Origin of the sequence: Faecalimonas umbilicata (assembly GCF_004346095.1) — a bacterium.
In the GTDB taxonomy this organism is placed as follows: Bacteria; Bacillota; Clostridia; order Lachnospirales; family Lachnospiraceae; genus Faecalimonas; species Faecalimonas umbilicata.
In genome coordinates, this window is the sequence record NZ_SLZV01000034.1 from 1 (window position 1) to 18,570 (window position 18,570).

Below are 18,570 nucleotides of genomic sequence, written 5' to 3' on the forward strand. Positions count from 1 at the left end.
GTGCCTTGCTGCATAAAAAGCGGCCAGCAACATTTAGCTGCTGGCCGGGGAAATTTTATATTTTTTCTCTGTCCTCTTGACGGGGAGCAGTTCACCCCATCTGCCTGCTTTTCCTCCATCACTTTCTGTGCCGCCTGCTCAGCATATTTCTGAATGTTATAGTCTATGCTGAGCTGCAATGTATTCCCCGGTACCGGTTCGATGCGGTCTTCTGCAATCCCATCCAGTTCAATCCCACGGGCATCTGTTGTCGTGAGGATCATTCCGTTCTGTCCTTTCAGATACTTCTCATACTTCACTTCCAACCCGATGATTCCCTGATTATCCCCTCCGGTAAATCCGAGCACTTTTGATGCCAGCGTTTCATATGGATAATAGCGCTTGAAATCTTCATCCACTTTTACCCCCGCAAGATCATATTCACGAATCTTATCCCCGATTTCCTTCGGTACATTCGTTTTGATCCTCTCCATAGACGAAACTTTTTCTACCCGTTTTCTCACCACCTTAGGTTCCAACTCCAGCTCCTCTGCCAGCACTTCAATGACACGCTCCTGATCCTTGATCTGGCTGTGAATCACAGAAATCGTGCAGACTGTACGATTCGTCGCAAGCACTGTTCCATTCCGATCTACAATTTCTCCTCTTGCCGCTTTAATTTCACGTTCCCGTTCATGGAGCGCCTCCGCTTTTTTCTGGTAATATTCTGCATCAAAAATCATCAGATAACACAGCCGTCCAATCAATCCTAAGATTACTGCGACCGCTGCGAGAAAGACCACAAGCACTTTTTTCTTATTATAGGTCTTATTTTTCATAAAAAAACCTCACAGAAGTTGTTTTTATAATTTATTAACACTTCTGTGAGGTTATTCACATTTCCTTGGACAAAATTTTCATAAAATCGTTCAATCAATACCCAGACTCCATATCCCCAGAGCCATCCTCGTAAGTTCCATCTCCGTAAACACCATCGTCATAACTTTCCCCTTCGTAAGAACCATCACCGACAGCTTCCCCCTCATAGGAAGGTTCTCCCGAAACCTCTTCTTGACTTTCGGTTTCCGTCTCATTCTCCACCTGTGGTTCTACCTCTTGCTGATCTTCCTCCGGCTCATCCGGCTGCTCCGGAGCTACAACCGGCTGCCCATCAATCGTAGAAATATTCATATATGGAAATGCCTCTTCCATAATACTGCGCGCCAGATTCAGCACGAGAGAACTGTCTTCCTGGGACTCCGTATTCGGCTCATCAATCACAACATAAATCAGCACTTCCGGATCATCCTGCGGTGCATATCCAATGAAAGAAAGTAAATGCTTTCCACTGTTTCTAGGGTACTTCTCAGCAGTACCAGTCTTTCCTCCGATGTCATATCCTTCCACCGCTGCTGAGGCTCCTGTTCCAGTTCCTTCCATAACCGTTTTCATGTACTGTTTCAGCATTGTCGACGTCTGCTCAGAAATCACACGTTTCTTCAAAACAGATTCTTTCGTCTCAATCACATTTCCATTTTCATCTTGAATCTGTTTGACAACATGCGGCTCATAATAGTTGCCTCCATTGATCAAAGCTGACATTCCCGCAACCATCTGTTCCATCGTCACGTTGAAATTCTGCCCGAAGGAATTGGTTGCCAGATCTACCGGTCCTACCAGCTCTGGATCCTGCAGGATACCCTCTGCCTCTCCCGGCAGGTCAATCCCTGTCTGAGCGCCAAATCCAAAGATACTCTGATAACGATAAAAATCTTCAGCTCCAATCACTTTGATCATTTCCATCATTGCAACGTTACAAGAATTTGCAATCGACTGTGCAATGGTCTGCGTACCGTGTCCCGCTGTGTAGTGACAGTTGATCGGCTCTGTATCCTCTGCAACAACGAGAGATCCCCCGCAAGTATATACTTCATTTCCCCTTATCTTTCCTGTTTCCAGTCCCGCTGCAACAGTAAACGGTTTTGCTGTTGATCCCGGTTCATAGGAATCGCTGACACAGAAATCCTTCCAAAGATTATTGAGGATCTCTACTTTTTCTTCCTCTTTCATCTTCTTCAGTTCTTTCTCTGTGTAATAGGCAGAAATATCACGCGGTTTGTTCAGATCAAAGTTCGGGTAAGATGCCTGCGCAAGGATCTCCCCACTCTGCGGATCTGCGATGATCACCGCTGTATTCAAGCTTCCGTTTCCTTTCTCTGCATTATCCTTATAAGCTTCATTAAATTCTAAAATATGCTTTTCCACAATCTTCTGGAGTTCCGCGTCAATAGTAGATACGATCGTGTTTCCATTCTCCGCTTCCTTGATTGTACGTTCCAGAAGCGCTCCTTCTTCCAGATAACCGTACTCTCTTCCGTCTACTCCATTTAAAATTGCATTGTAAGATGCCTCAAGACCGATTGTTCCCACATCGTCTGCATTGGAAAATCCGATTACATCACTTGCCAGTGAATTGTACGGATATTTCCGCACATAATCCTCTTCCAGCCAGATTCCCTTAACATTCGGATGCTTCTCTTCGTCTTCATCGATCGCCTCAAATTCCTTCGCAGTATTATAATCTACACCTTTCAGAAGTATATTATAACGGCTTTCTGGACTCGATTCGACCAGTTCCTCCACATCCTCCTCTGCGATTCCAAAGCAGTCTTTTAAAACTTTGATCGTAGGCTCCTGATATTCGTCTTTCTCAAGCATTGCCTTGACATCCAGAATAACATTGTACACGCGCTCACTGGTTGCAAGCTTTGTTCCATTGCGATCCACAATATCTCCTCTTCGAAAAGGAATCACCCTGCTGTCATACTGCTGCTGATCTAAAACGACCTTCGTATATTTTTCGCCATTCATGGCATTGATCTGTATAATTCTTCCAATTAAAATAGCAAAAGCCAGCACAACTAATGAAAATAATAGTACTAGCTTTTTCTGCATAATCTTCGAAAATTTTCTTTTTAAAAAATGAAATGAGTTTCGCTTTTTTCTTTTGGACATTTTCTCACCTTTTACTTAGAAACTTTACTTGACTGTGCTAATATTCCATTTTCCGGTATCTCTTCGTACTGTTTCACATAACTGCTCGTCGGGCTGTCATATTCCATGACCTGATCCGGCGTAGCCGGCACCATCCCCAAATCTTCCACAGCACGTTTGCGAAGCTCTTCTAAGTCCACGCTGTCTGTCGCAGCATTGTACATTGCTGTATTCTCCTCTTTCAGCTCTGTCAGTTCACTTTGAAGTGCAGCGATCGCTTCGGAACGGTTCGTAATCTCAGACTGAATCTGAAGATATCTTACACAAATAAAGAGCGCTGCAATGGCAGCTATAGATAAAAACAACACATATCCCTTATTCATATCCAATGCTCTTTTTCTATTTTTATGTACTTGTTTACTCACCCTTTTTGGTTCTGAAGGCTGTAATGCTGTCTGTCTATCTATACTGACTCTCGGCTGTCGTACAGTGTTTCCATATACGTAAGCTTCTTCTCTTATCGCCATTACAATCTCTCCTCTTTCTTTTTATACTTTCGTATTCACATGCCGCTCAAAAATCCTGAGCTTCGCGCTCTTTGACCGACTGTTCTCTTCTAATTCCTGTTCGCCAGGCAAGATCGGTTTTTTCGTGATCACTTTCCCCTTCGATACATTTCCACAAACGCATACAGGAAAATGGCTTGGACAAGTACAAGGATTCTCATTCTTCTTAAATATTCCCTTCACGATCCGGTCTTCTAATGAGTGAAATGTAATGATACAGATCCTTCCATTATCATTGAGTAACTCAATCATCTCATCTAATGTATCTCTGAGTACTTCCAGTTCTCGATTCAGTTCAATACGAATCGCCTGAAATGTTCTCTTTGCCGGATGTCCCGTGTTCTTCTGAAATTTCATCGGAATTGCATGTCGGATAATCTCGCATAACTGCCCCGTAGTCTCGATCGGCGCCTTCTCTCTTTCCATGACAATATGCTTTGCAATATTCTTTGCGAACTTGTCCTCTCCATAGTCACGGATAATTCGAAATAGCTCCATCTCGCTGTATGTATTAACGATATCACGCGCCGTCTTTTCCTGACGCCTGTCCATCCTCATATCTAACGGGGCATCAACACGATAAGAAAATCCTCTTTCTGCCGTATCTAACTGATAAGATGATACGCCCAAATCAAGGATTATCCCATCGACTTTGTCAATTCCTCTTTCCCGAAGTCTCGACTTCATATCACAATAATTACTTCTGATTATCGTGACTCTCTCCCCGAAGCCGGCCAACCGGACACTCGCTGCTTCAATCGCCGCTGCGTCCTGATCTATTCCTATAAAACTCCCCTTGTCATTTAATTGCTTACATACCTCTTCGGCATGCCCGCCACCACCAAGCGTTCCATCTACGTAAATGCCGTCTGGCTTGATGTTCAGACCATTTACCGTCTCTTCCAGTAATACTGACTTATGCTTGAATTCCATATTGTCCTCCATTTCTAACGATAGAAAGCATCACTTGCTCTCTTTCTATTGTCATGAATTAGATGCCAAGCCCTAATTCTTCCATGTGACCGGCAATATCATCCATATTTGCTTCTACTTCAGCATTACTTTCATCCCATTTTGCCTTATCCCAAATCTCAACTCGATCCAGCACCCCTACCAGAACGACTTCCTTTTCAAGACCGGCAAAATCTCTCAGGGCTGAAGAGATTAAAACTCTTCCTTGTTTGTCAAGTACGCCTTCCACTGCACTCCCAAGGAAAAAGCGCGTAAAAGTTCTTGCGTTCTTGTTTGTAAGCGGTAAGGTTCTGAGCTTTTCTTCAAAAAGTTTCCACTCATTGTCCGGATACACAAATAAGCAGTTATCTAACCCTTTTGTAATTACAAAACTGTCACCAAGTATCTCTCGAAACTTGGCAGGGATAATTAATCTGCCTTTTGAATCAATACTATGATTATATTCTCCAGTCAACATGAAGGTCACCTTCTCTCGAAATGGTCTGCCACTTCCTTTCCATTTCGTACCACTTTTCACCACTTTCTACCACTTAGATTCATTGTACCCCACTTCTTACTTGATTTCAAGACTTTTTTTCAGTTTTCTAGTTTTCATTTTAAAAAGAGAGCCAGAAAAGATCTTACTCTCTTCTCCGACTCCCTTCACGATTATGCACCTTGCAAATATTCTGTTACCGCACTGTAATCCACTTCATAGGATTCTCTTGGCTGGCTCTCTGTATAAGTACTGTATGCCGAATAACCGATCCATCCCAGAACCGCCACACACACAACAGATACTACAGTCTTTCGAACTGTATTCATAACTTTTTGGCGGCGCAGCATCTTCTTTCTGTTGGCCTTTTCTTCCTTATATCTGTTTACTTTCTCCTGACTCATTTCTTTCACAGCTCCTTTGCAACATCTTCTCTTATATTACAACAATGATTCCTCCATCATTTGCATACATACTGCTGATTCCTGCTGTATTTGAGATGATCACATCTTTCACGTTTTTCTTTTCTTTGATCATCTCCGCCACCGCCTCTGCTCTCTCCCTGCAGTTGCAATGTGCAATTCCAAGAATCTTATTTTCCCCGCATTGAATTCCTTCCGCAGCCATTTCTGTCATCTTCGCCAATGCTTTCTTAATTCCACGTGCCTGACCGATCTGGTAAATTGTTCCTTTCGGAGTAGCTCCCATTACCGGCTTTATATTCAATGCACTGGCAACCAATGCTTTGACTCCCTTTAATCTTCCATTTTTCTTTAAAGTTTCCAATGTTTCCAGGACAAAATATAATTTCTGACTTTCTATATATTCTTCTACTGTCTGAATGACCTCCTCAAATGTCATGCCAGCTTCTTCGCATTCCTGAATTTTCAGCGCGATTAAAGTTTCCCCGACAGAAGCAGATTTGGAGTTGAAAATATGGATCTGCTTCTTCCCATATTCCTCCTCGTACAGATTTTTCCCAAGCACTGCACTGTTATACGAACCACTAAGTTCTGCTGTCAATGTTACAACGTATACACGTTCCGCTTCTCCAGCATAGCTTTCCATATAACGTTCCGGAGATGGGCAAGACGACTTCGGACATTCTCCACTGGCTGCAATCCGTTTTAAAAAGTCTGCCTGATCAAAGGTCTCATCATCTACAATCGTACTTCCTTCTAATTCTATACTCATCGCAACAGATTCAAAATATCCGCTTTGCTTCATCTCTTCTGTCAATTCTCCACAACTGTCCACGACAATCTTGTAATTCATTCTTCATCCCTCCCAGATACCAGCTCTCATGATACTCAATTATGTTTTCATGTAGTTTTTAATACTACATTATAATACCACACTGCCTGCTATATGAAAAGTTTTTTCTTAAGTTTCTTCAAACTTTATCGTGCGCGATACCCCTAATGCCAGCCCCATCTCCGACATCAAGAACAAAATCGACGTACCTCCGTAGCTAAAAAACGGAAGTGTGATTCCAGTAGTCGGAATCAAGTTTGTTACAACCGCAATATTCAAAATGACCTGAAGCGCAATATGCGTAAAAATTCCAGTTACGATCAAAGAGCCGTATAAATCCGGGGCATTTTGTGCAATGAACATCAGGCGATATAAAAGCATGCCAAAAAGGATTAAGATAACGATTGCGCCAAAGATTCCAAGTTCCTCGCAGATTGCCGCAAGAATCATATCATTTTGTACCTCCGGAATTGCCGAAAGTTTCTGAACACTATTCCCAAGTCCTTTGCCCCAGAAACCTCCGGAACCAATCGCATACAATCCCTGCATTACCTGATATCCACCTTCTGCCATATGCTTGTCCGGCTGAAGCCATGTAACGACACGCTGGATACGGAAATTTTCACTGGAAGAAAGCTGCACTAAAATAATCACCAGAAAAATTCCAACAGCCACCATTCCGCCAACTGCAATCTTGATAAAAGGCTTTGTCTTCGGGTGCGCCACAAAAATCATACCACACACGATCCCTGCTACGATAATTGCCGTACTTAAGTTATCGGTAAAGAAAAATACGCTGAACGAAGCAAATCCTCCATAGACAAGCACTCGCGTCATCCCGGCACTTGTCTTAAGATATTTCCCAAGCTGACAGATAATATACGGAATGAATATGATCACCGCAATCTTCGCCACTTCGGACGGCTGCATCTGAAACGGGGTATCTTTAATACCAAGCCATCTCTTTGATCCATTTGCCTCAAGTCCAAGCGGCGACCAGCGCACAAGTACCATCAGAAAAATCGAAATATAATAAATGATTTTTGCAAACGGGGCATAGAGATGGTAATCAATCTTGGAAATAACAAGCATCACAACAAAACTTCCTGCCGTGACCATCGCCTGTCTTCTGAACAAATACATTCCATCACCATTGTTCGCTGCCTGAGAATTGTAGGCACTGGCACTGTACAGCATAATCAAACCGAAACAGATAATAAAAATCAAAACCGCAAGCAGGTTATAGTCAAAATATTCAATTTTCTTTCTCGTCCCTTCCCGCAGGACTTTCCTACGTGTTGCCATCTACTTCTCCTGTTCTGTACTTTTTCTACTTGTTGCTCATCGCCGGATGCACTGGTTTCCCATTTGCAAAAAAGCGTTCATACCAAAGCAGAAAAATATAGACCGTCCATATCTTTCTGCTGTTGTCAAATTTACCGGCACGATGCTCTTCCAAAAGTTTTTTCAGATAAGCAGTATCAAAGAACTGCTCCGCTTCCTTTGTCTCAAACATCGCTCTGACACGGTTATAATATTGGTCTTCTTTGAGCCAGACACGGATTGGAATCGGGAATCCAAGCTTCTTCTTCTCTGCTGTATAACTTCTGATCTCACGATCTGCTGCCACACGGAGTGCGACCTTCGTGCGAGGTGCGTCAATCTTATATTTCAGAGGAAGGCTCTGTGCAACCTCCATCACTTCTTTATCAAGGAAAGGTACCCTTACTTCCAGTGAATTTGCCATTCCCATCTTATCGCCCTTCATTAAAATGTCATGAACAAGCCATAAATGCATATCCAGATACTGCATTTTTGTCACCGGATCTTTATCTTTTACTCGCTCATAGATCGGCGCTGTCACTTTCATTGTATCTGGTCTTCTGCTATTTTTCAACAGTCTTCCTGCTTCCTTCTCTGTAAAAATATATGCATTCCCAATATATCGCTCTTCCAGCGTCTTCGAATGCCGAATCAGAAAACTCCGACCTTTCATTCCTCGCGGAAGGCAATTTTCTGCAAATACTCCGAGCGCTTTCCTGATCGGACGCGGGATTTTATTAAATCCAGTATACTCGATCGGCTCACAATAAATCTGATATCCTCCGAACAACTCGTCCGATCCTTCTCCTGAAAGTACTACTTTTACTTTCTTGGCCGCTTCTTTACTCAGAAAATACAGTGCGATTGCCGCCGGATCTGCCACTGGCTCATCCATATAGTACTGTATATCTGAAAGACTGTCCCAGTATTCTTCCGGCTCAATAATCTTACTGTCATTCTTTACACCGATGCTGTCGGCAAACTCCTTCGCATCTTTGATCTCGCTGTATTGTTCCTGTCCAAAACCAACTGTAAACGTCCGGTCTACTTCTCCTAAATAGGCCATATAGCTCGAATCTACACCACTGGAAAGATAAGAACCTACCTCCACATCACTGATCTTATGCATTTTGACAGATTCCCTCATCACACGTTCCACATCATCAACGATCTCCTCAAACGGCTTGTCCGTCTTTCCATGGAAATCCGGTTCATAATAACGGCTGATGGAAAGTGTTCCATTCTGATATGTGAAATAGTGTCCCGGCTGGAGACAAAATACCCCTTTAAAAAATGTCTCGTTTGTCGGCACAAACTGAAAGGACAAATAGTCTGCAAGCGCATCTTCATTAAATACCTTATCAAACTTCGGATGCTCCACAAATGATTTGATCTCTGATCCAAATAAAAATGTGCCGTTCATCTGTGCATAATAAAACGGCTTGATTCCGAAAATATCACGCGCGCCAAAGAGCTTCTTCTCTACCCTGTCCCAGATCACAAATCCGTACATGCCCCGGAGACGGTCTACAAGTTGTTCTCCCCACTCTTCATATCCGTGCAGCAAGGTCTCCGAATCTGTATGTGTCGTAAAAGTATGTCCTGCAGCGATCAGTTCTTCGCGAAGTTCCTGATAGTTATAGATTTCCCCATTGAATACAAGTACTTTTGTCCGGTCCTCATTATACAATGGCTGGTCTCCAACTGCGGAAATATCAATGATACTTAACCTTCTAAATCCAAGTGCCGCATCCTCATCCAGAAACTGTCCGGCACTGTCCGGTCCACGGTGCACGATCGTATTCATCATATTTTCAAGCACTTGCTCTTTGTTGTCAATATTTCCGACGAATCCTGTAAATCCACACATAGTTATACTCTCCTTTTGTTCTGTTTCCAAATCATACTTTTTTATTATACCCTTCCTCTTCACTGATTGCAATTTTTTTATTCTGTTTCTGCCATTCCTCCGGTTTTCTTTCTGTGAACGCACGGTTTCTCTGCTAAAACATACAATAATATCAGATAGAAGAAGAAAGGAGCTTTCCATATGCAAAATTATCATCAGAATAACTGTGGCTGCCGGCAGACAACCGACTATGGAAGATATTCTTCCACACAATATGTTTCCCGCCCGCAGGCAACTCCATGCTGCGACAGAGAAGACAGTCTGGACGGCATGCCACTTGCAATGGCTTATGTTCCATGGCAGATCTGGCAGCGCATTTACGAGGCCGAAAAAGGATTTTGCCGGGGAACCATCTTTGAAGAACTCGACAAACCATTTCATGGGATGGGAGGTTGTAATCGATGACAAACAACGCACCTTGCCGCAAAGATCTTCTCTGCCTGATCAACCGTGTCAGTTTTGCCGTAGATGATGTCAAACTTTTTCTTGACACTCATCCTTGCGATGCCAATGCGCTGGCCTACTTCCACGAATACAGTAAGCTTCGGAATCAGGCGCTCAAAGAATATGCAAAATATTACGGACCGCTGACGATTGATACGACTATGACCTCCTGCACAGACAGGTGGAACTGGATCAATGAACCATGGCCGTGGCAGGAAGGAGGATGTTAGTTCATGTGGAATTATGAAAAAAGATTACAGTATCCCGTCAAAATCACGCAAACCAATCCAAAGATCGCACAAGTCATCATCAGTCAATTTGGCGGTCCCGACGGCGAACTCGCCGCATCTATGCGTTATCTTTCCCAGCGATATACAATGCCATACCGGGAAGTAATCGGAACATTGACAGATATTGGTACCGAGGAATGGGTGCATGGAAGTTATCAGTAATATAATAGGTAAATATGGATGATACAATATATTCTTTTTCGCCCTCTCTTTCTGGGAGGGTAATTTTTTAAATTATTTCTCGTTTTCCTATTGACTTTACGCCAATATTGGCGTATAATAAGTTCATAAGATAAAGCAAAGGAGATACGAAAGATGAAAAAATACAACTTATCAAACATTATGAAAAGAGCATGGGAAATGGTTAAGAAATTAGGATTCGGAATCTCCGAAGCTTTGAAAAAGGCATGGAAGGAAGCAAAAGAAGGAGAAACAAGAATGACTGGTACAGAAAAACAGATCAGCTTCGCAAGGGACTTAGTTGAGAAAATGAACACTCAATTTGATGCATTAATCGCAGACTGCAAAGCACAGTTCCCGGAAAACGTGAGCATGTGGAAATCTTGCAAGGAAGGCTACAACAGAATTATCTCAGAATCCAATGCAGGACTTGTAATTGATCTGCTCAAAGGAATCAACGAAACATCTTATCAGAAATACTATCAAAAACTTTTCTTTAATGTTAAACATGGATATAACACAATGTGCAACAGAATTTTAAGCGAAGTTTACGGAAAATAATCATAAAAAGGAGAAGATATAATGGAAAACTTAAGAAATTACATGGAAAGAACTTTTTTTGAGGAAATGAGACCATCAAACTTTTTTGATGAAAGCGGAAAAGAATTGGCTTTAGGGTGGGAAGATTACAACGAATATGAAGTTGTTGAGGCAACAAATGTCGACGACAATTCAGCAACCGAAAAAAATATCACTGTAAAGCACAAATAATACATATGCTGACCTATCGGCATGACGGGGAGAAGGAGAAGATCTATGGCAGAACTTAAAGAACTCAGAAAATTTATGAACCTCACACAGAAAGAGCTTGCTGAGAAAACCGGAATGAACATCCGACAAATACAGAAGCTCGAAAAGGGTGAAATTGACGTTAATAACATTACTGCAAAGAATGCGCAGGCTTTATCTAGTGCTCTTGGGTGCAGCGTCGAGGAAATGTTGACATTAGACCTAAATATCTTTACCGAGGATGCAAAACAATCCTTGAAAGATGGAGAATTAGATTTGCGCGATCTATTAAGAATGGACAAGTACCAGAAAATAAAAAAACTCAGTAAGATCGGAAGCTTTGAAAACACCTTTTACGAAAATTACAAATGGATCCCGGAATCTTTGTTTGATAAGTTGACACCGGATGAACTTGCAAATCTCGTAGATAGCTTTTATGATTGTTATAGTGCAGGGAAAAATGCAAGATAAAAGGAGTTGTTTAAGTTGATTGATATGATTGGTAAAAAATTTGGCAAATTAACGGTTATCAAAAAAACAAGCGCGACTAAGAATGGATCTATAGTATGGGAGTGCGAATGTGCTTGTGGAAAAACACGTCTCGCAACATCTAGAGAATTAAATAGCGGTAGAGTAAAAAGTTGCGGTTGTCTTAGAAAAGAAAGGTATGATTTAGTAGGTCAAAAATTTGGTAAACTAACCGTCATAAAATCAGAAACTCTAGGATCTCATAGGACATTTCTCTGCAAATGCGACTGCGGAAATGAAATTTCTGTGCGCGGAGACAGTCTCAGGCGCGGAAAAACAGTGAGTTGTGGATGTGCAAAAAGTAGCGAATCAAAAATAGAATCTCTTAAATCCGGAAGAAAATTGCAAGAACATACTTCTTCTGTTTTTTACCAGGGAACATTATCTAAAAACAATACTACGGGGTTTAATGGCATATCTTTTATAAAAGGGAAGTATCGAGCCTCTATAGGTTATAAAAACAAAACATATTATCTGATATCCGATAGTGATATAGAGATTGCGAAATCCGTAAGAAAAGAGGCAGATGAAGCTATAAAAAGCGGGGTATTTAAAGAATGGTTGCAACAATTTAGAAACGATAATACGACAAAATCACGGAGGTAATACAAATGCAAAGAAATATTGTTGATTTATTTGAGGACGCGCTGTCTTCTGAAGACTACCGATTTAAAATTTCTTTTTTAGTTGGCGGTTTAGTATCTTACGAATCGAATGATACGGCTGAAAAGCAAGCTCAATCTACTAAATATCTCGAAGAGATTCTCGATTACATCACGTCTCTCAATGAGAATGATTCTGAAAAAAGCGAATTTATCCATCATATCAAAGGGACAATTGAGCGCTATTTGAACTGGGAAGAATAACAGTTGCAAAAATCTAAAATTTAAAAAATACAAGATAAAAGGATAAGCATTAAGCTTATCCTTATCTAGTAGCGATTAAAGCTACTGTTAATATTTCAATCCGTGAAACTGTGATTTGCTCAGTTTCCGCAATACAGAGCTTCATCTGTATTGGACACCTTTACCATAGCATATATTTGCTAATATGTAAATGCGCCTGTCCAATTTATCTTACACAATCTCAGTAATAAGCTTATCTGCTGCTACTCCAATAACCCCTGCATATCCATCCTGACCACCACCGCGTTGATTGTCTACCTGTGCTGGATAGAATGATGTATTGTTAATGTCTGATACGCAGTATTTGACATACTTATATTTATATCCTGCTGGAGTGAGGTATTCCATCTCTATTGCCTGGATTGGTGATCCATCTCCTACAACACCGTTGTCAAGATCATTTGTGTTGTAAGACTGGCCAAATATGATATATGGCAGCCATCCGCTCGCCTCCGTGTACACTCTTACTTTTATAGATCCTTTAGTTACTCTAAATCCAAGATACCGGAGTGGTAGTCCATCTCCTGCCCCAACCCAGTCTGTGGCATTTTTAACTTCCGGCCACCACCGATCAGTAAAACCTGCGGAGTATATATCTACTTTTCCAAGTTCTTTTAATCCGCCAGCTCCCGGTACAATAGAGTTTTCCGGTCTCGGTTTGGAAACGTCCGTTGCTCCAGATACTGCCTTTTTATCAATCCCTTCCGCAATCAGCTGCGCAATTCCTTTTGCTGTTAAACTTCCGTATCTTCCAGCATCTCCTGCGTTGTCGCAAAACATTGTCTCTATAATCATTGCCGGCATTGCAGATTCTCTGAGATCGTGGTATCCAGTGTTAAATTTCTTTCCGCGATTGTAATATCCTTTTGACTTAAAGTTTTTGCAGATCTGATCAGCAATCTGATTCATATCTGCGTTTGATGCATCGTACATCCAGCATTCTATACCGTTTCCACTTCCATCTTTGGATGCATTCATGTGCAGCGTGTAATAGACATCGCAGTTGTTTGCGTTTGCCTTATTTGTCCCCTCAGCAAGCTCCGCATTTACATTATTTGCGTTTGAGTTACAATCAATCACCGCATGTCCTTTTGCCTCCAGCATAGGTTTTAATTCCGTGTAGATCTTCCGCACCTCTGCCTGCTCATCTAAAATCCCCATTGCTCCTTTGCAATACGGAGAGTGTCCACCTCTTAAACCGATTTTCATATTTTGTCTCCTTCCTGCTTTTTAAGCAAAAGAGGACGATTACTCGCCCTCCGAATCATTTTCCCTTAATTGCAATAATACATTTTTTAATTTTTCCGGTACAGGACCCAGCACTGCTGCATTTTCCAGTAAGCTAATTCCTTCGTTTGCAATGTAGAACATAATTACCACCTCTCTAATCGGAACGGTATCGTTTAACAGTTTTTGCATCGAAAATGATACTGCAATTACAATAAACATTGTTATTTTCTTAAGCAGCCCCTTGAATCCAATCTCTGAGGAGAGCTGATTTTGATGTACTGCTTTTAAAATCCCTGTCACGTAATCAACTACAGCTAAAAATAAGATTGTTTTCAGCAGAATGTCCCATCCACCGAGCCAGTATACGATAACTCCTCCTACCGCACCGATTACCATACTTAAGTTGTTAAATAATTTTTCCATGTTCTTCTTCAATTCCCTCACTTTCCTTTCTTTTCCCCTTTAGGAGCTGACTGGCAGCACATAACTCCTAAGCATTTTACTCTGCCAATGCTTTTTCTGTTTTTTTCCTCCACAGATTGGGTACATCTTCCAGCTTCCATGCCTGCTTTGTGTCTGGATTCATGATTTTGTTTTTGATCTTGTCCACATAAAAAGCCACCATTATGCCATACCTCCTTCTGCCATTGCTCCAACGATTTCCGCAAGTTCTGCGATTGCTCCGTCCTGGGTCTGCTGCCCCTTCTCCAGGTTTGTTACACTCTCTTTCAGGCTCTTCTCGCTCAAGACAGCTGTGATAACATCTCTTCTGACTCCTCCTTCAGATAGGTATTCCAGTTCCTGGTCTTTGGTAATCTTTAAGATCTTTAGGTCTACATATCCAACTAATACCTGTTCTGTCTCATCCTGTTCGTTTAGCACTTCAATCCGCTTGGTATTCTGTGGATTCATCAATAAGTCTTCTACTTCTTTTAAGGTTTTTCCCGCAGGAATAAAGCTTAATGTAAGCATTCCTTTTGTAAATGGATCTACACCATTTACAGTCAATTCAAATTTTTCTGTTCCAAATTTTACTTTTTCCATATTTTCCCCTTTCTTCCTATCTGCCATATACGATACATCCACAAACGTATTCCGTTTGAGTCGTGATTGTATCTTGCGAAGTTACCGAATATTGTTCTGTACCTGGATACAATCTCACCATTAACGACTTCGAACTCGTAGATGGAATTGAGTGCATAATGTTGTATTTTGGTTTATACGCAGGTGGAATTTTGCCAAATGTGTATCCTATACTTTGTCCTGTAATTCCTCTTCCTTTTTCCAATGTTCCATCATATCTTATTTCTACCAATTGCGCATTGTATCGGTAATAAAAATTTATTCCAATTGCGCTTCCCAAAGATGACCATCCCGACCATTTTTCATTATTATTTAATTTTGTTATTTCCTGCTGCATTGTGTATACCAATGCACTGGTCGGCACTTTGTTTGTGCTGTTGGTTTGCTGATTCGACATCATACTTTTGGTTACCGCATTTGCCAACTCTGTTTTTACAGAATTGATTGCAGCAACAATATTTGTCTTTGTCGTTGTGGTAAGCTGTGTGATGTTTCCTATTTCTCTTTTTACGGAATTAATGGCAGATACAATATTCGTTTTCGCTTCTGTTGTAAGCTGGGATAAAGTTCCTATTTTTTCGTCTACTTTTTGTATATCATTCGCGATTTTACCTGATATATATTTGTTGTAAAAATATTTTAATCCGTCTAATGATAAATATTTCCTTTGTTTTCACCTCCTTATTCCTGGAACAGTGAATCAATCTCTCCCGTTGTAATCGTCTCAAGATCGCTAGTCTTAACATAGCTTTGCAATTTTCCATCTACGGACTGTGTTGTCTCATACCCCTTTTGTGACAATTCCGAATCTGTCACATACTCTTCTGGTACTGCTGTCAGAAATCCGCTATCATTTGCCAACTGGCTTACTTTGGTAGGAATTTCTGATTTTTTTGCATAAGCAGTTAAATCAATCTCGCGAGTGCCCAATTTTTCGAATTTGTCTGTAACCCACAAATACTCGTCATAGACGTTCTGTCCATTTCCGCTATTTGCAACTAAGTACAAGATTCCCTTTTTTCCAGTTTGTGGGAGTCGCTCTACCACCTGCGCATCAAATCCCTGGATGCCGCTTACAGCCTGCGCGATTTCTTGTGTTACCTCTGTTTTAATTGCATAAGTGGATAAGTCTACATTTACTTCCTTACTTCCGTCAGGGTTTAATGGCTGTCCATTTACCTTTACCACTTTAATTGTTACTTCTTCATTTAAACGTCCAATTGTCCATTCTTTGATTTTTGTAATTGCATGTTGTAATCCGCTTAAATCCAAAAATTTTGCCATAATCTTTATTCTCCTTTACTCTTAAAATAATGCATTAATTTCATCCTCAGTTATTACTTCGTTTCCAGCTCCCATTTCTAATTCTTGGATCTTCTGTACGACAGACTTATACGTTCCATCTTCATTTTCTTCGTTTCCAAATTGTACTGCTGCCCCATCCACAAGTGGGAACTTGCCTCCATTCGCCTGTGTAAGACCAGAAATCAAGCTTACACTTCCTTTATAATCCATATTTTCTCCTCCTTTATATTGTGCATTACACATTAATGCGCTTGTATTCTTCACGACTTCCGTCGGTGTCAGCTCCCGATCAAAAATATTAAAAGTTTGTTCAATTTCGAACAACCGTTTAATATAATGCTGCTAATTCCATTTTCCGCCACATTCATTTCACTTATTATTTTTGCATTTTGTATTTCTACCTCTCTCTGATCACCGAAAGTATGCTCTATAATCGTCTCATCTTTTCCATTCAATTCATAATTTTTATTTTCGCTTCCAATGCGTACAACTATAGTTCCGCTTCCTTTTACCTTTAGTGATAGTTTTTCTTTATTTGATAAAAGTGAGATACTTCCATGTGTTTCCACATCCATATGATCCTCCTTATTTACATGCAACAGTTTGTTTGCCTAGGTTTGCATTATCGGATTTATAGATATCGTAAGATTCTGTGTGTCCGCTTGCATTTGTAAATTCGATTGTTTTTACTTTTGTAAATCCACCGTCAAATCCTCCAACATTAAATGTTACCTCTCCATATCTTGTAGGTAAGGCGTAGTAAATATGCTGTCCTTCACCCGCAGTGACTGTGAATGTCTTCGCTTTATTAGCTTGCAGCCCTTTTGTTAGTTTTAAGACAAATCCAGTATCAGGATTAAGTGTATTTTCCGCTACCCCCCAGTACACTCCATTCAAAAATGTTACTGCGGTAGTCTTTGTTACCGTTTTATCTCTTTCATCTGTTGCCGAAAGAGTCCATGTCTTATTTGTTTTGATGCTCTGTCCTGCTAGTGTTTTTGTAGTTAAATTCACATCCAAAACTTCATTGTCCAATTTTGCTGATTTCGGTTTTTTGTTGTAATCCCATGTTAATGTGACGTCTGTGACTGTGGATCCAATTTCTACTGTATTCTTGTTGTTTGCAAAGCTGTTGATTGCAATCGGTTTGTAATTCAAATCATCCACAATCTTTTTGTATTCGTCCGTAAAGTCATTTTTTGATAAACCTTTTCCTTCCTCTTGTCGTACATATCTTGCATCATTTTTCTGTACCAGGTGTGCAAGCCCCTCCTGATCCAGATACTTTTTTCCTGCTGCCAGTGCTACAGCTTTTGTTACCTTTCTTCTTTGCATGTTTTTTTCTCTCCTTTCATAATCTCGTCAATCTCCGGTCCGGTGATCGACTCTATCTCCACAGCTGTTCCCCCGCCTTCCGGCAGTTCCACTTCGCTGAGTAGATTCTCCTCACTAAAAAGCTGCAACCGGTTTTCTTCCAGTTGTAGCTTATCTCCTTTTTTATTCAGTTTTGCAATAATCTGTCGCAATAGATCTTGTTCGTCCGGAGCATCATAGTCTTGCGGCTTTGCTCTTCTTTTAACTTCTATCTCCACTTCGTATGTTGTTTTTCCAAAATTCGGTGCAGTTACATAAACATAGACTATTATGTTTTTCCCCGCCCTTAATAATTCATTCGGAATTTTTGCGGTTATATCTCCGTCATCTACTGTTCCGATTACAATCAGTGCTTCGTTTTCTCCTCGTAGAGCAAAGTGTACTTCTATTGTTTCTGTTTGGATTTCAAGACCTGTGAGCAATACCTCTTGGCCGTAATCCCATTGCTTTAAGCTTTCTTTTGCATATTCTTCTGTTTTGCAATCAATTACAATCACATGCTCACCTCACTTGCAAGGGCATCAATCTCTTCGTTAGTAATTTCAATAGGATCAAATCTTTCAATTTTTCTCAGTGCTTCTATCAGTGCCTTATAATCGTCTGAAGAAGTGATACTCGATTGCATAATTTTATTCTCGCTCACCTCTATTTTGAATTTGAATGTCGTAATATTCTTATTTGCGCTTAAAACTTGTATTTGCCCTAGTGTATTCCCTGTTTCTGCTAGCATCTGATCTGTAAGCTCAAATGTTATGCAATTGCTGCTTAAAATAGTTGCATCAGTATAAGTCTCTTTTCCGCTTGGTTTTTTGCAATATATTCTTGCTCTTCCATCTATGTCTGTTATTCCTGCAATGTGACATCGCACGCTTCTTCCGCTATCTGCTTGCACCGCTTGGATAGTTGGAATAATGCCTTCCCGTCTTATGTCCATCTCCAATACTGTCGTCGCTTCCATTTTTTCTCCTTT

At 40.8% G+C, this 18,570-nt stretch carries 27 protein-coding genes and 1 pseudogene; 8 read left to right on the top strand and 20 right to left on the bottom strand.

Going from position 1 to position 18,570, the window contains the following annotated elements:
- The 9 genes from EDD74_RS13055 to asnB all read right to left on the bottom strand — a co-directional run.
- Positions 1 to 818 (bottom strand): penicillin-binding protein 2 (locus EDD74_RS13055; RefSeq protein ID WP_465220483.1); only part of this gene is annotated, 818 nt, incomplete at its 3' end.
- A gap of 94 nt (positions 819 to 912) precedes the next feature.
- Positions 913 to 2,994 (bottom strand): peptidoglycan D,D-transpeptidase FtsI family protein, encoded by a 2,082-nt coding sequence (locus EDD74_RS13060; protein ID WP_116441739.1) that lies wholly within the window; start codon positions 2,992 to 2,994, stop codon positions 913 to 915.
- 11 nt (positions 2,995 to 3,005) lie between these two features.
- Positions 3,006 to 3,500, bottom strand: coding sequence for a hypothetical protein (locus EDD74_RS13065; protein WP_008976468.1), 495 nt, complete (start codon positions 3,498 to 3,500; stop codon positions 3,006 to 3,008).
- A gap of 21 nt (positions 3,501 to 3,521) precedes the next feature.
- A complete protein-coding gene (gene rsmH / locus EDD74_RS13070; protein ID WP_008976469.1) occupies positions 3,522 to 4,472 on the bottom strand; it encodes a 16S rRNA (cytosine(1402)-N(4))-methyltransferase RsmH in 951 nt (316 codons plus the stop codon).
- A 58-nt stretch (positions 4,473 to 4,530) separates the two neighbouring features.
- A complete protein-coding gene (gene mraZ / locus EDD74_RS13075; RefSeq protein WP_008976470.1) occupies positions 4,531 to 4,968 on the bottom strand; it encodes a division/cell wall cluster transcriptional repressor MraZ in 438 nt (145 codons plus the stop codon).
- Positions 4,969 to 5,159: 191 nt separating this feature from the next.
- Positions 5,160 to 5,390 carry a hypothetical protein gene (locus EDD74_RS13080; protein WP_016439365.1) on the bottom strand — a complete coding sequence of 77 codons (231 nt, stop codon included), beginning with the start codon at positions 5,388 to 5,390 and terminating at the stop codon, positions 5,160 to 5,162.
- Between the two features lie 31 nt (positions 5,391 to 5,421).
- Entirely contained in the window at positions 5,422 to 6,261 is an 840-nt protein-coding gene (locus EDD74_RS13085; RefSeq protein ID WP_116441738.1) for a DegV family protein, read from the bottom strand.
- Between the two features lie 108 nt (positions 6,262 to 6,369).
- Complete coding sequence (locus EDD74_RS13090) at positions 6,370 to 7,545, bottom strand: FtsW/RodA/SpoVE family cell cycle protein (RefSeq protein ID WP_008976473.1); 1,176 nt, start codon at positions 7,543 to 7,545, stop codon at positions 6,370 to 6,372.
- A gap of 25 nt (positions 7,546 to 7,570) precedes the next feature.
- Positions 7,571 to 9,433 carry an asparagine synthase (glutamine-hydrolyzing) gene (gene asnB, locus EDD74_RS13095; RefSeq protein ID WP_116441737.1) on the bottom strand — a complete coding sequence of 621 codons (1,863 nt, stop codon included), beginning with the start codon at positions 9,431 to 9,433 and terminating at the stop codon, positions 7,571 to 7,573.
- 180 nt (positions 9,434 to 9,613) lie between these two features.
- On the opposite strand from asnB, the gene EDD74_RS15580 reads away from it, so the two are divergent.
- The 8 genes and pseudogenes from EDD74_RS15580 to EDD74_RS13135 all read left to right on the top strand — a co-directional run bounded on the left by EDD74_RS15580 (position 9,614) and on the right by EDD74_RS13135 (position 12,569).
- Entirely contained in the window at positions 9,614 to 9,877 is a 264-nt protein-coding gene (locus EDD74_RS15580; RefSeq protein ID WP_009262945.1) for a spore coat associated protein CotJA, read from the top strand.
- A complete protein-coding gene (locus tag EDD74_RS13105) occupies positions 9,874 to 10,146 on the top strand; it encodes a spore coat protein CotJB (protein WP_008976476.1) in 273 nt (90 codons plus the stop codon). Before EDD74_RS15580 ends, EDD74_RS13105 begins: the two co-directional genes overlap by 4 nt.
- Before the next feature lie 3 nt (positions 10,147 to 10,149).
- Positions 10,150 to 10,353, top strand: a pseudogene (locus tag EDD74_RS13110) (manganese catalase family protein); the annotation flags it as partial.
- Positions 10,354 to 10,521: 168 nt separating this feature from the next.
- The gene (locus EDD74_RS13115; protein ID WP_116441736.1) at positions 10,522 to 10,947 is read left to right on the top strand and encodes a hypothetical protein; all 426 of its coding nucleotides are present in this window, start codon (positions 10,522 to 10,524) and stop codon (positions 10,945 to 10,947) included.
- A gap of 21 nt (positions 10,948 to 10,968) precedes the next feature.
- Complete coding sequence (locus EDD74_RS13120; protein WP_116441735.1) at positions 10,969 to 11,157, top strand: hypothetical protein; 189 nt, start codon at positions 10,969 to 10,971, stop codon at positions 11,155 to 11,157.
- A 45-nt stretch (positions 11,158 to 11,202) separates the two neighbouring features.
- The gene (locus EDD74_RS13125) at positions 11,203 to 11,646 is read left to right on the top strand and encodes a helix-turn-helix domain-containing protein (RefSeq protein ID WP_116441734.1); all 444 of its coding nucleotides are present in this window, start codon (positions 11,203 to 11,205) and stop codon (positions 11,644 to 11,646) included.
- A 15-nt stretch (positions 11,647 to 11,661) separates the two neighbouring features.
- Positions 11,662 to 12,309 carry a hypothetical protein gene (locus tag EDD74_RS13130; RefSeq protein WP_116441733.1) on the top strand — a complete coding sequence of 216 codons (648 nt, stop codon included), beginning with the start codon at positions 11,662 to 11,664 and terminating at the stop codon, positions 12,307 to 12,309.
- A 5-nt stretch (positions 12,310 to 12,314) separates the two neighbouring features.
- Positions 12,315 to 12,569, top strand: coding sequence for a hypothetical protein (locus EDD74_RS13135; protein WP_116441732.1), 255 nt, complete (start codon positions 12,315 to 12,317; stop codon positions 12,567 to 12,569).
- A gap of 210 nt (positions 12,570 to 12,779) precedes the next feature.
- Here EDD74_RS13135 and EDD74_RS13140 read toward each other — a convergent pair whose 3' ends face one another.
- From EDD74_RS13140 to EDD74_RS13185, 11 genes are all read right to left on the bottom strand, one after another.
- A complete protein-coding gene (locus EDD74_RS13140; RefSeq protein WP_116441731.1) occupies positions 12,780 to 13,817 on the bottom strand; it encodes an N-acetylmuramoyl-L-alanine amidase in 1,038 nt (345 codons plus the stop codon).
- Between the two features lie 39 nt (positions 13,818 to 13,856).
- Positions 13,857 to 14,273 carry a phage holin family protein gene (locus EDD74_RS13145; RefSeq protein ID WP_330409985.1) on the bottom strand — a complete coding sequence of 139 codons (417 nt, stop codon included), beginning with the start codon at positions 14,271 to 14,273 and terminating at the stop codon, positions 13,857 to 13,859.
- Between the two features lie 64 nt (positions 14,274 to 14,337).
- Positions 14,338 to 14,463: a hypothetical protein gene (locus EDD74_RS15530; protein WP_278320666.1), complete on the bottom strand. Its 126-nt coding sequence runs from the start codon at positions 14,461 to 14,463 to the stop codon at positions 14,338 to 14,340.
- A complete protein-coding gene (locus EDD74_RS13150; RefSeq protein ID WP_116441730.1) occupies positions 14,463 to 14,909 on the bottom strand; it encodes a hypothetical protein in 447 nt (148 codons plus the stop codon). Before EDD74_RS13150 ends, EDD74_RS15530 begins: the two co-directional genes overlap by 1 nt.
- Complete coding sequence (locus tag EDD74_RS13155) at positions 14,899 to 15,321, bottom strand: hypothetical protein (RefSeq protein WP_116441729.1); 423 nt, start codon at positions 15,319 to 15,321, stop codon at positions 14,899 to 14,901. The genes EDD74_RS13150 and EDD74_RS13155 overlap by 11 nt, the downstream gene beginning before the upstream one ends.
- A gap of 281 nt (positions 15,322 to 15,602) precedes the next feature.
- Positions 15,603 to 16,205: a hypothetical protein gene (locus EDD74_RS13160; protein WP_116441728.1), complete on the bottom strand. Its 603-nt coding sequence runs from the start codon at positions 16,203 to 16,205 to the stop codon at positions 15,603 to 15,605.
- A 21-nt stretch (positions 16,206 to 16,226) separates the two neighbouring features.
- Positions 16,227 to 16,436 carry a hypothetical protein gene (locus tag EDD74_RS13165; protein WP_116441727.1) on the bottom strand — a complete coding sequence of 70 codons (210 nt, stop codon included), beginning with the start codon at positions 16,434 to 16,436 and terminating at the stop codon, positions 16,227 to 16,229.
- 68 nt (positions 16,437 to 16,504) lie between these two features.
- On the bottom strand, positions 16,505 to 16,801 hold the full coding sequence (locus tag EDD74_RS13170; RefSeq protein WP_116441726.1) for a hypothetical protein: 297 nt from the start codon (positions 16,799 to 16,801) through the stop codon (positions 16,505 to 16,507).
- Positions 16,802 to 16,811: 10 nt separating this feature from the next.
- Positions 16,812 to 17,561 (bottom strand): hypothetical protein, encoded by a 750-nt coding sequence (locus EDD74_RS13175; protein WP_116441725.1) that lies wholly within the window; start codon positions 17,559 to 17,561, stop codon positions 16,812 to 16,814.
- Positions 17,543 to 18,097, bottom strand: coding sequence for a hypothetical protein (locus EDD74_RS13180; protein WP_116441724.1), 555 nt, complete (start codon positions 18,095 to 18,097; stop codon positions 17,543 to 17,545). Before EDD74_RS13180 ends, EDD74_RS13175 begins: the two co-directional genes overlap by 19 nt.
- On the bottom strand, positions 18,094 to 18,558 hold the full coding sequence (locus EDD74_RS13185) for a hypothetical protein (protein WP_116441723.1): 465 nt from the start codon (positions 18,556 to 18,558) through the stop codon (positions 18,094 to 18,096). Before EDD74_RS13185 ends, EDD74_RS13180 begins: the two co-directional genes overlap by 4 nt.
- Between the last annotated feature and the right edge of the window lie 12 nt (positions 18,559 to 18,570).

Excerpts from the sequence above, each read along its gene's own strand:
- rsmH (WP_008976469.1), bottom strand. The coding sequence starts at position 4,472 with ATGGAATTCAAGCATAAGTCAGTATTACTGGAAGAGACGGTAAATGGT.
- EDD74_RS13065 (WP_008976468.1), bottom strand. The coding sequence starts at position 3,500 with ATGGCGATAAGAGAAGAAGCTTACGTATATGGAAACACTGTACGACAG.
- EDD74_RS13175 (WP_116441725.1), bottom strand. The coding sequence starts at position 17,561 with ATGCAAAGAAGAAAGGTAACAAAAGCTGTAGCACTGGCAGCAGGAAAA.
- EDD74_RS13150 (WP_116441730.1), bottom strand. The coding sequence starts at position 14,909 with ATGGCAGATAGGAAGAAAGGGGAAAATATGGAAAAAGTAAAATTTGGA.
- EDD74_RS13060 (WP_116441739.1), bottom strand. The coding sequence starts at position 2,994 with ATGTCCAAAAGAAAAAAGCGAAACTCATTTCATTTTTTAAAAAGAAAA.
- EDD74_RS13105 (WP_008976476.1), top strand. The coding sequence starts at position 9,874 with ATGACAAACAACGCACCTTGCCGCAAAGATCTTCTCTGCCTGATCAAC.
- EDD74_RS13115 (WP_116441736.1), top strand. The coding sequence starts at position 10,522 with ATGAAAAAATACAACTTATCAAACATTATGAAAAGAGCATGGGAAATG.
- asnB (WP_116441737.1), bottom strand. The coding sequence starts at position 9,433 with ATGTGTGGATTTACAGGATTCGTCGGAAATATTGACAACAAAGAGCAA.
- EDD74_RS15530 (WP_278320666.1), bottom strand. The coding sequence starts at position 14,463 with ATGGTGGCTTTTTATGTGGACAAGATCAAAAACAAAATCATGAATCCA.
- EDD74_RS13170 (WP_116441726.1), bottom strand. The coding sequence starts at position 16,801 with ATGGATGTGGAAACACATGGAAGTATCTCACTTTTATCAAATAAAGAA.
- EDD74_RS13135 (WP_116441732.1), top strand. The coding sequence starts at position 12,315 with ATGCAAAGAAATATTGTTGATTTATTTGAGGACGCGCTGTCTTCTGAA.
- EDD74_RS13090 (WP_008976473.1), bottom strand. The coding sequence starts at position 7,545 with ATGGCAACACGTAGGAAAGTCCTGCGGGAAGGGACGAGAAAGAAAATT.
- EDD74_RS13120 (WP_116441735.1), top strand. The coding sequence starts at position 10,969 with ATGGAAAACTTAAGAAATTACATGGAAAGAACTTTTTTTGAGGAAATG.
- EDD74_RS13125 (WP_116441734.1), top strand. The coding sequence starts at position 11,203 with ATGGCAGAACTTAAAGAACTCAGAAAATTTATGAACCTCACACAGAAA.
- EDD74_RS13160 (WP_116441728.1), bottom strand. The coding sequence starts at position 16,205 with ATGGCAAAATTTTTGGATTTAAGCGGATTACAACATGCAATTACAAAA.
- EDD74_RS13185 (WP_116441723.1), bottom strand. The coding sequence starts at position 18,558 with ATGGAAGCGACGACAGTATTGGAGATGGACATAAGACGGGAAGGCATT.
- EDD74_RS15580 (WP_009262945.1), top strand. The coding sequence starts at position 9,614 with ATGCAAAATTATCATCAGAATAACTGTGGCTGCCGGCAGACAACCGAC.
- EDD74_RS13140 (WP_116441731.1), bottom strand. The coding sequence starts at position 13,817 with ATGAAAATCGGTTTAAGAGGTGGACACTCTCCGTATTGCAAAGGAGCA.
- EDD74_RS13085 (WP_116441738.1), bottom strand. The coding sequence starts at position 6,261 with ATGAATTACAAGATTGTCGTGGACAGTTGTGGAGAATTGACAGAAGAG.
- mraZ (WP_008976470.1), bottom strand. The coding sequence starts at position 4,968 with ATGTTGACTGGAGAATATAATCATAGTATTGATTCAAAAGGCAGATTA.
- EDD74_RS13165 (WP_116441727.1), bottom strand. The coding sequence starts at position 16,436 with ATGGATTATAAAGGAAGTGTAAGCTTGATTTCTGGTCTTACACAGGCG.
- EDD74_RS13080 (WP_016439365.1), bottom strand. The coding sequence starts at position 5,390 with ATGAGTCAGGAGAAAGTAAACAGATATAAGGAAGAAAAGGCCAACAGA.
- EDD74_RS13155 (WP_116441729.1), bottom strand. The coding sequence starts at position 15,321 with ATGATGTCGAATCAGCAAACCAACAGCACAAACAAAGTGCCGACCAGT.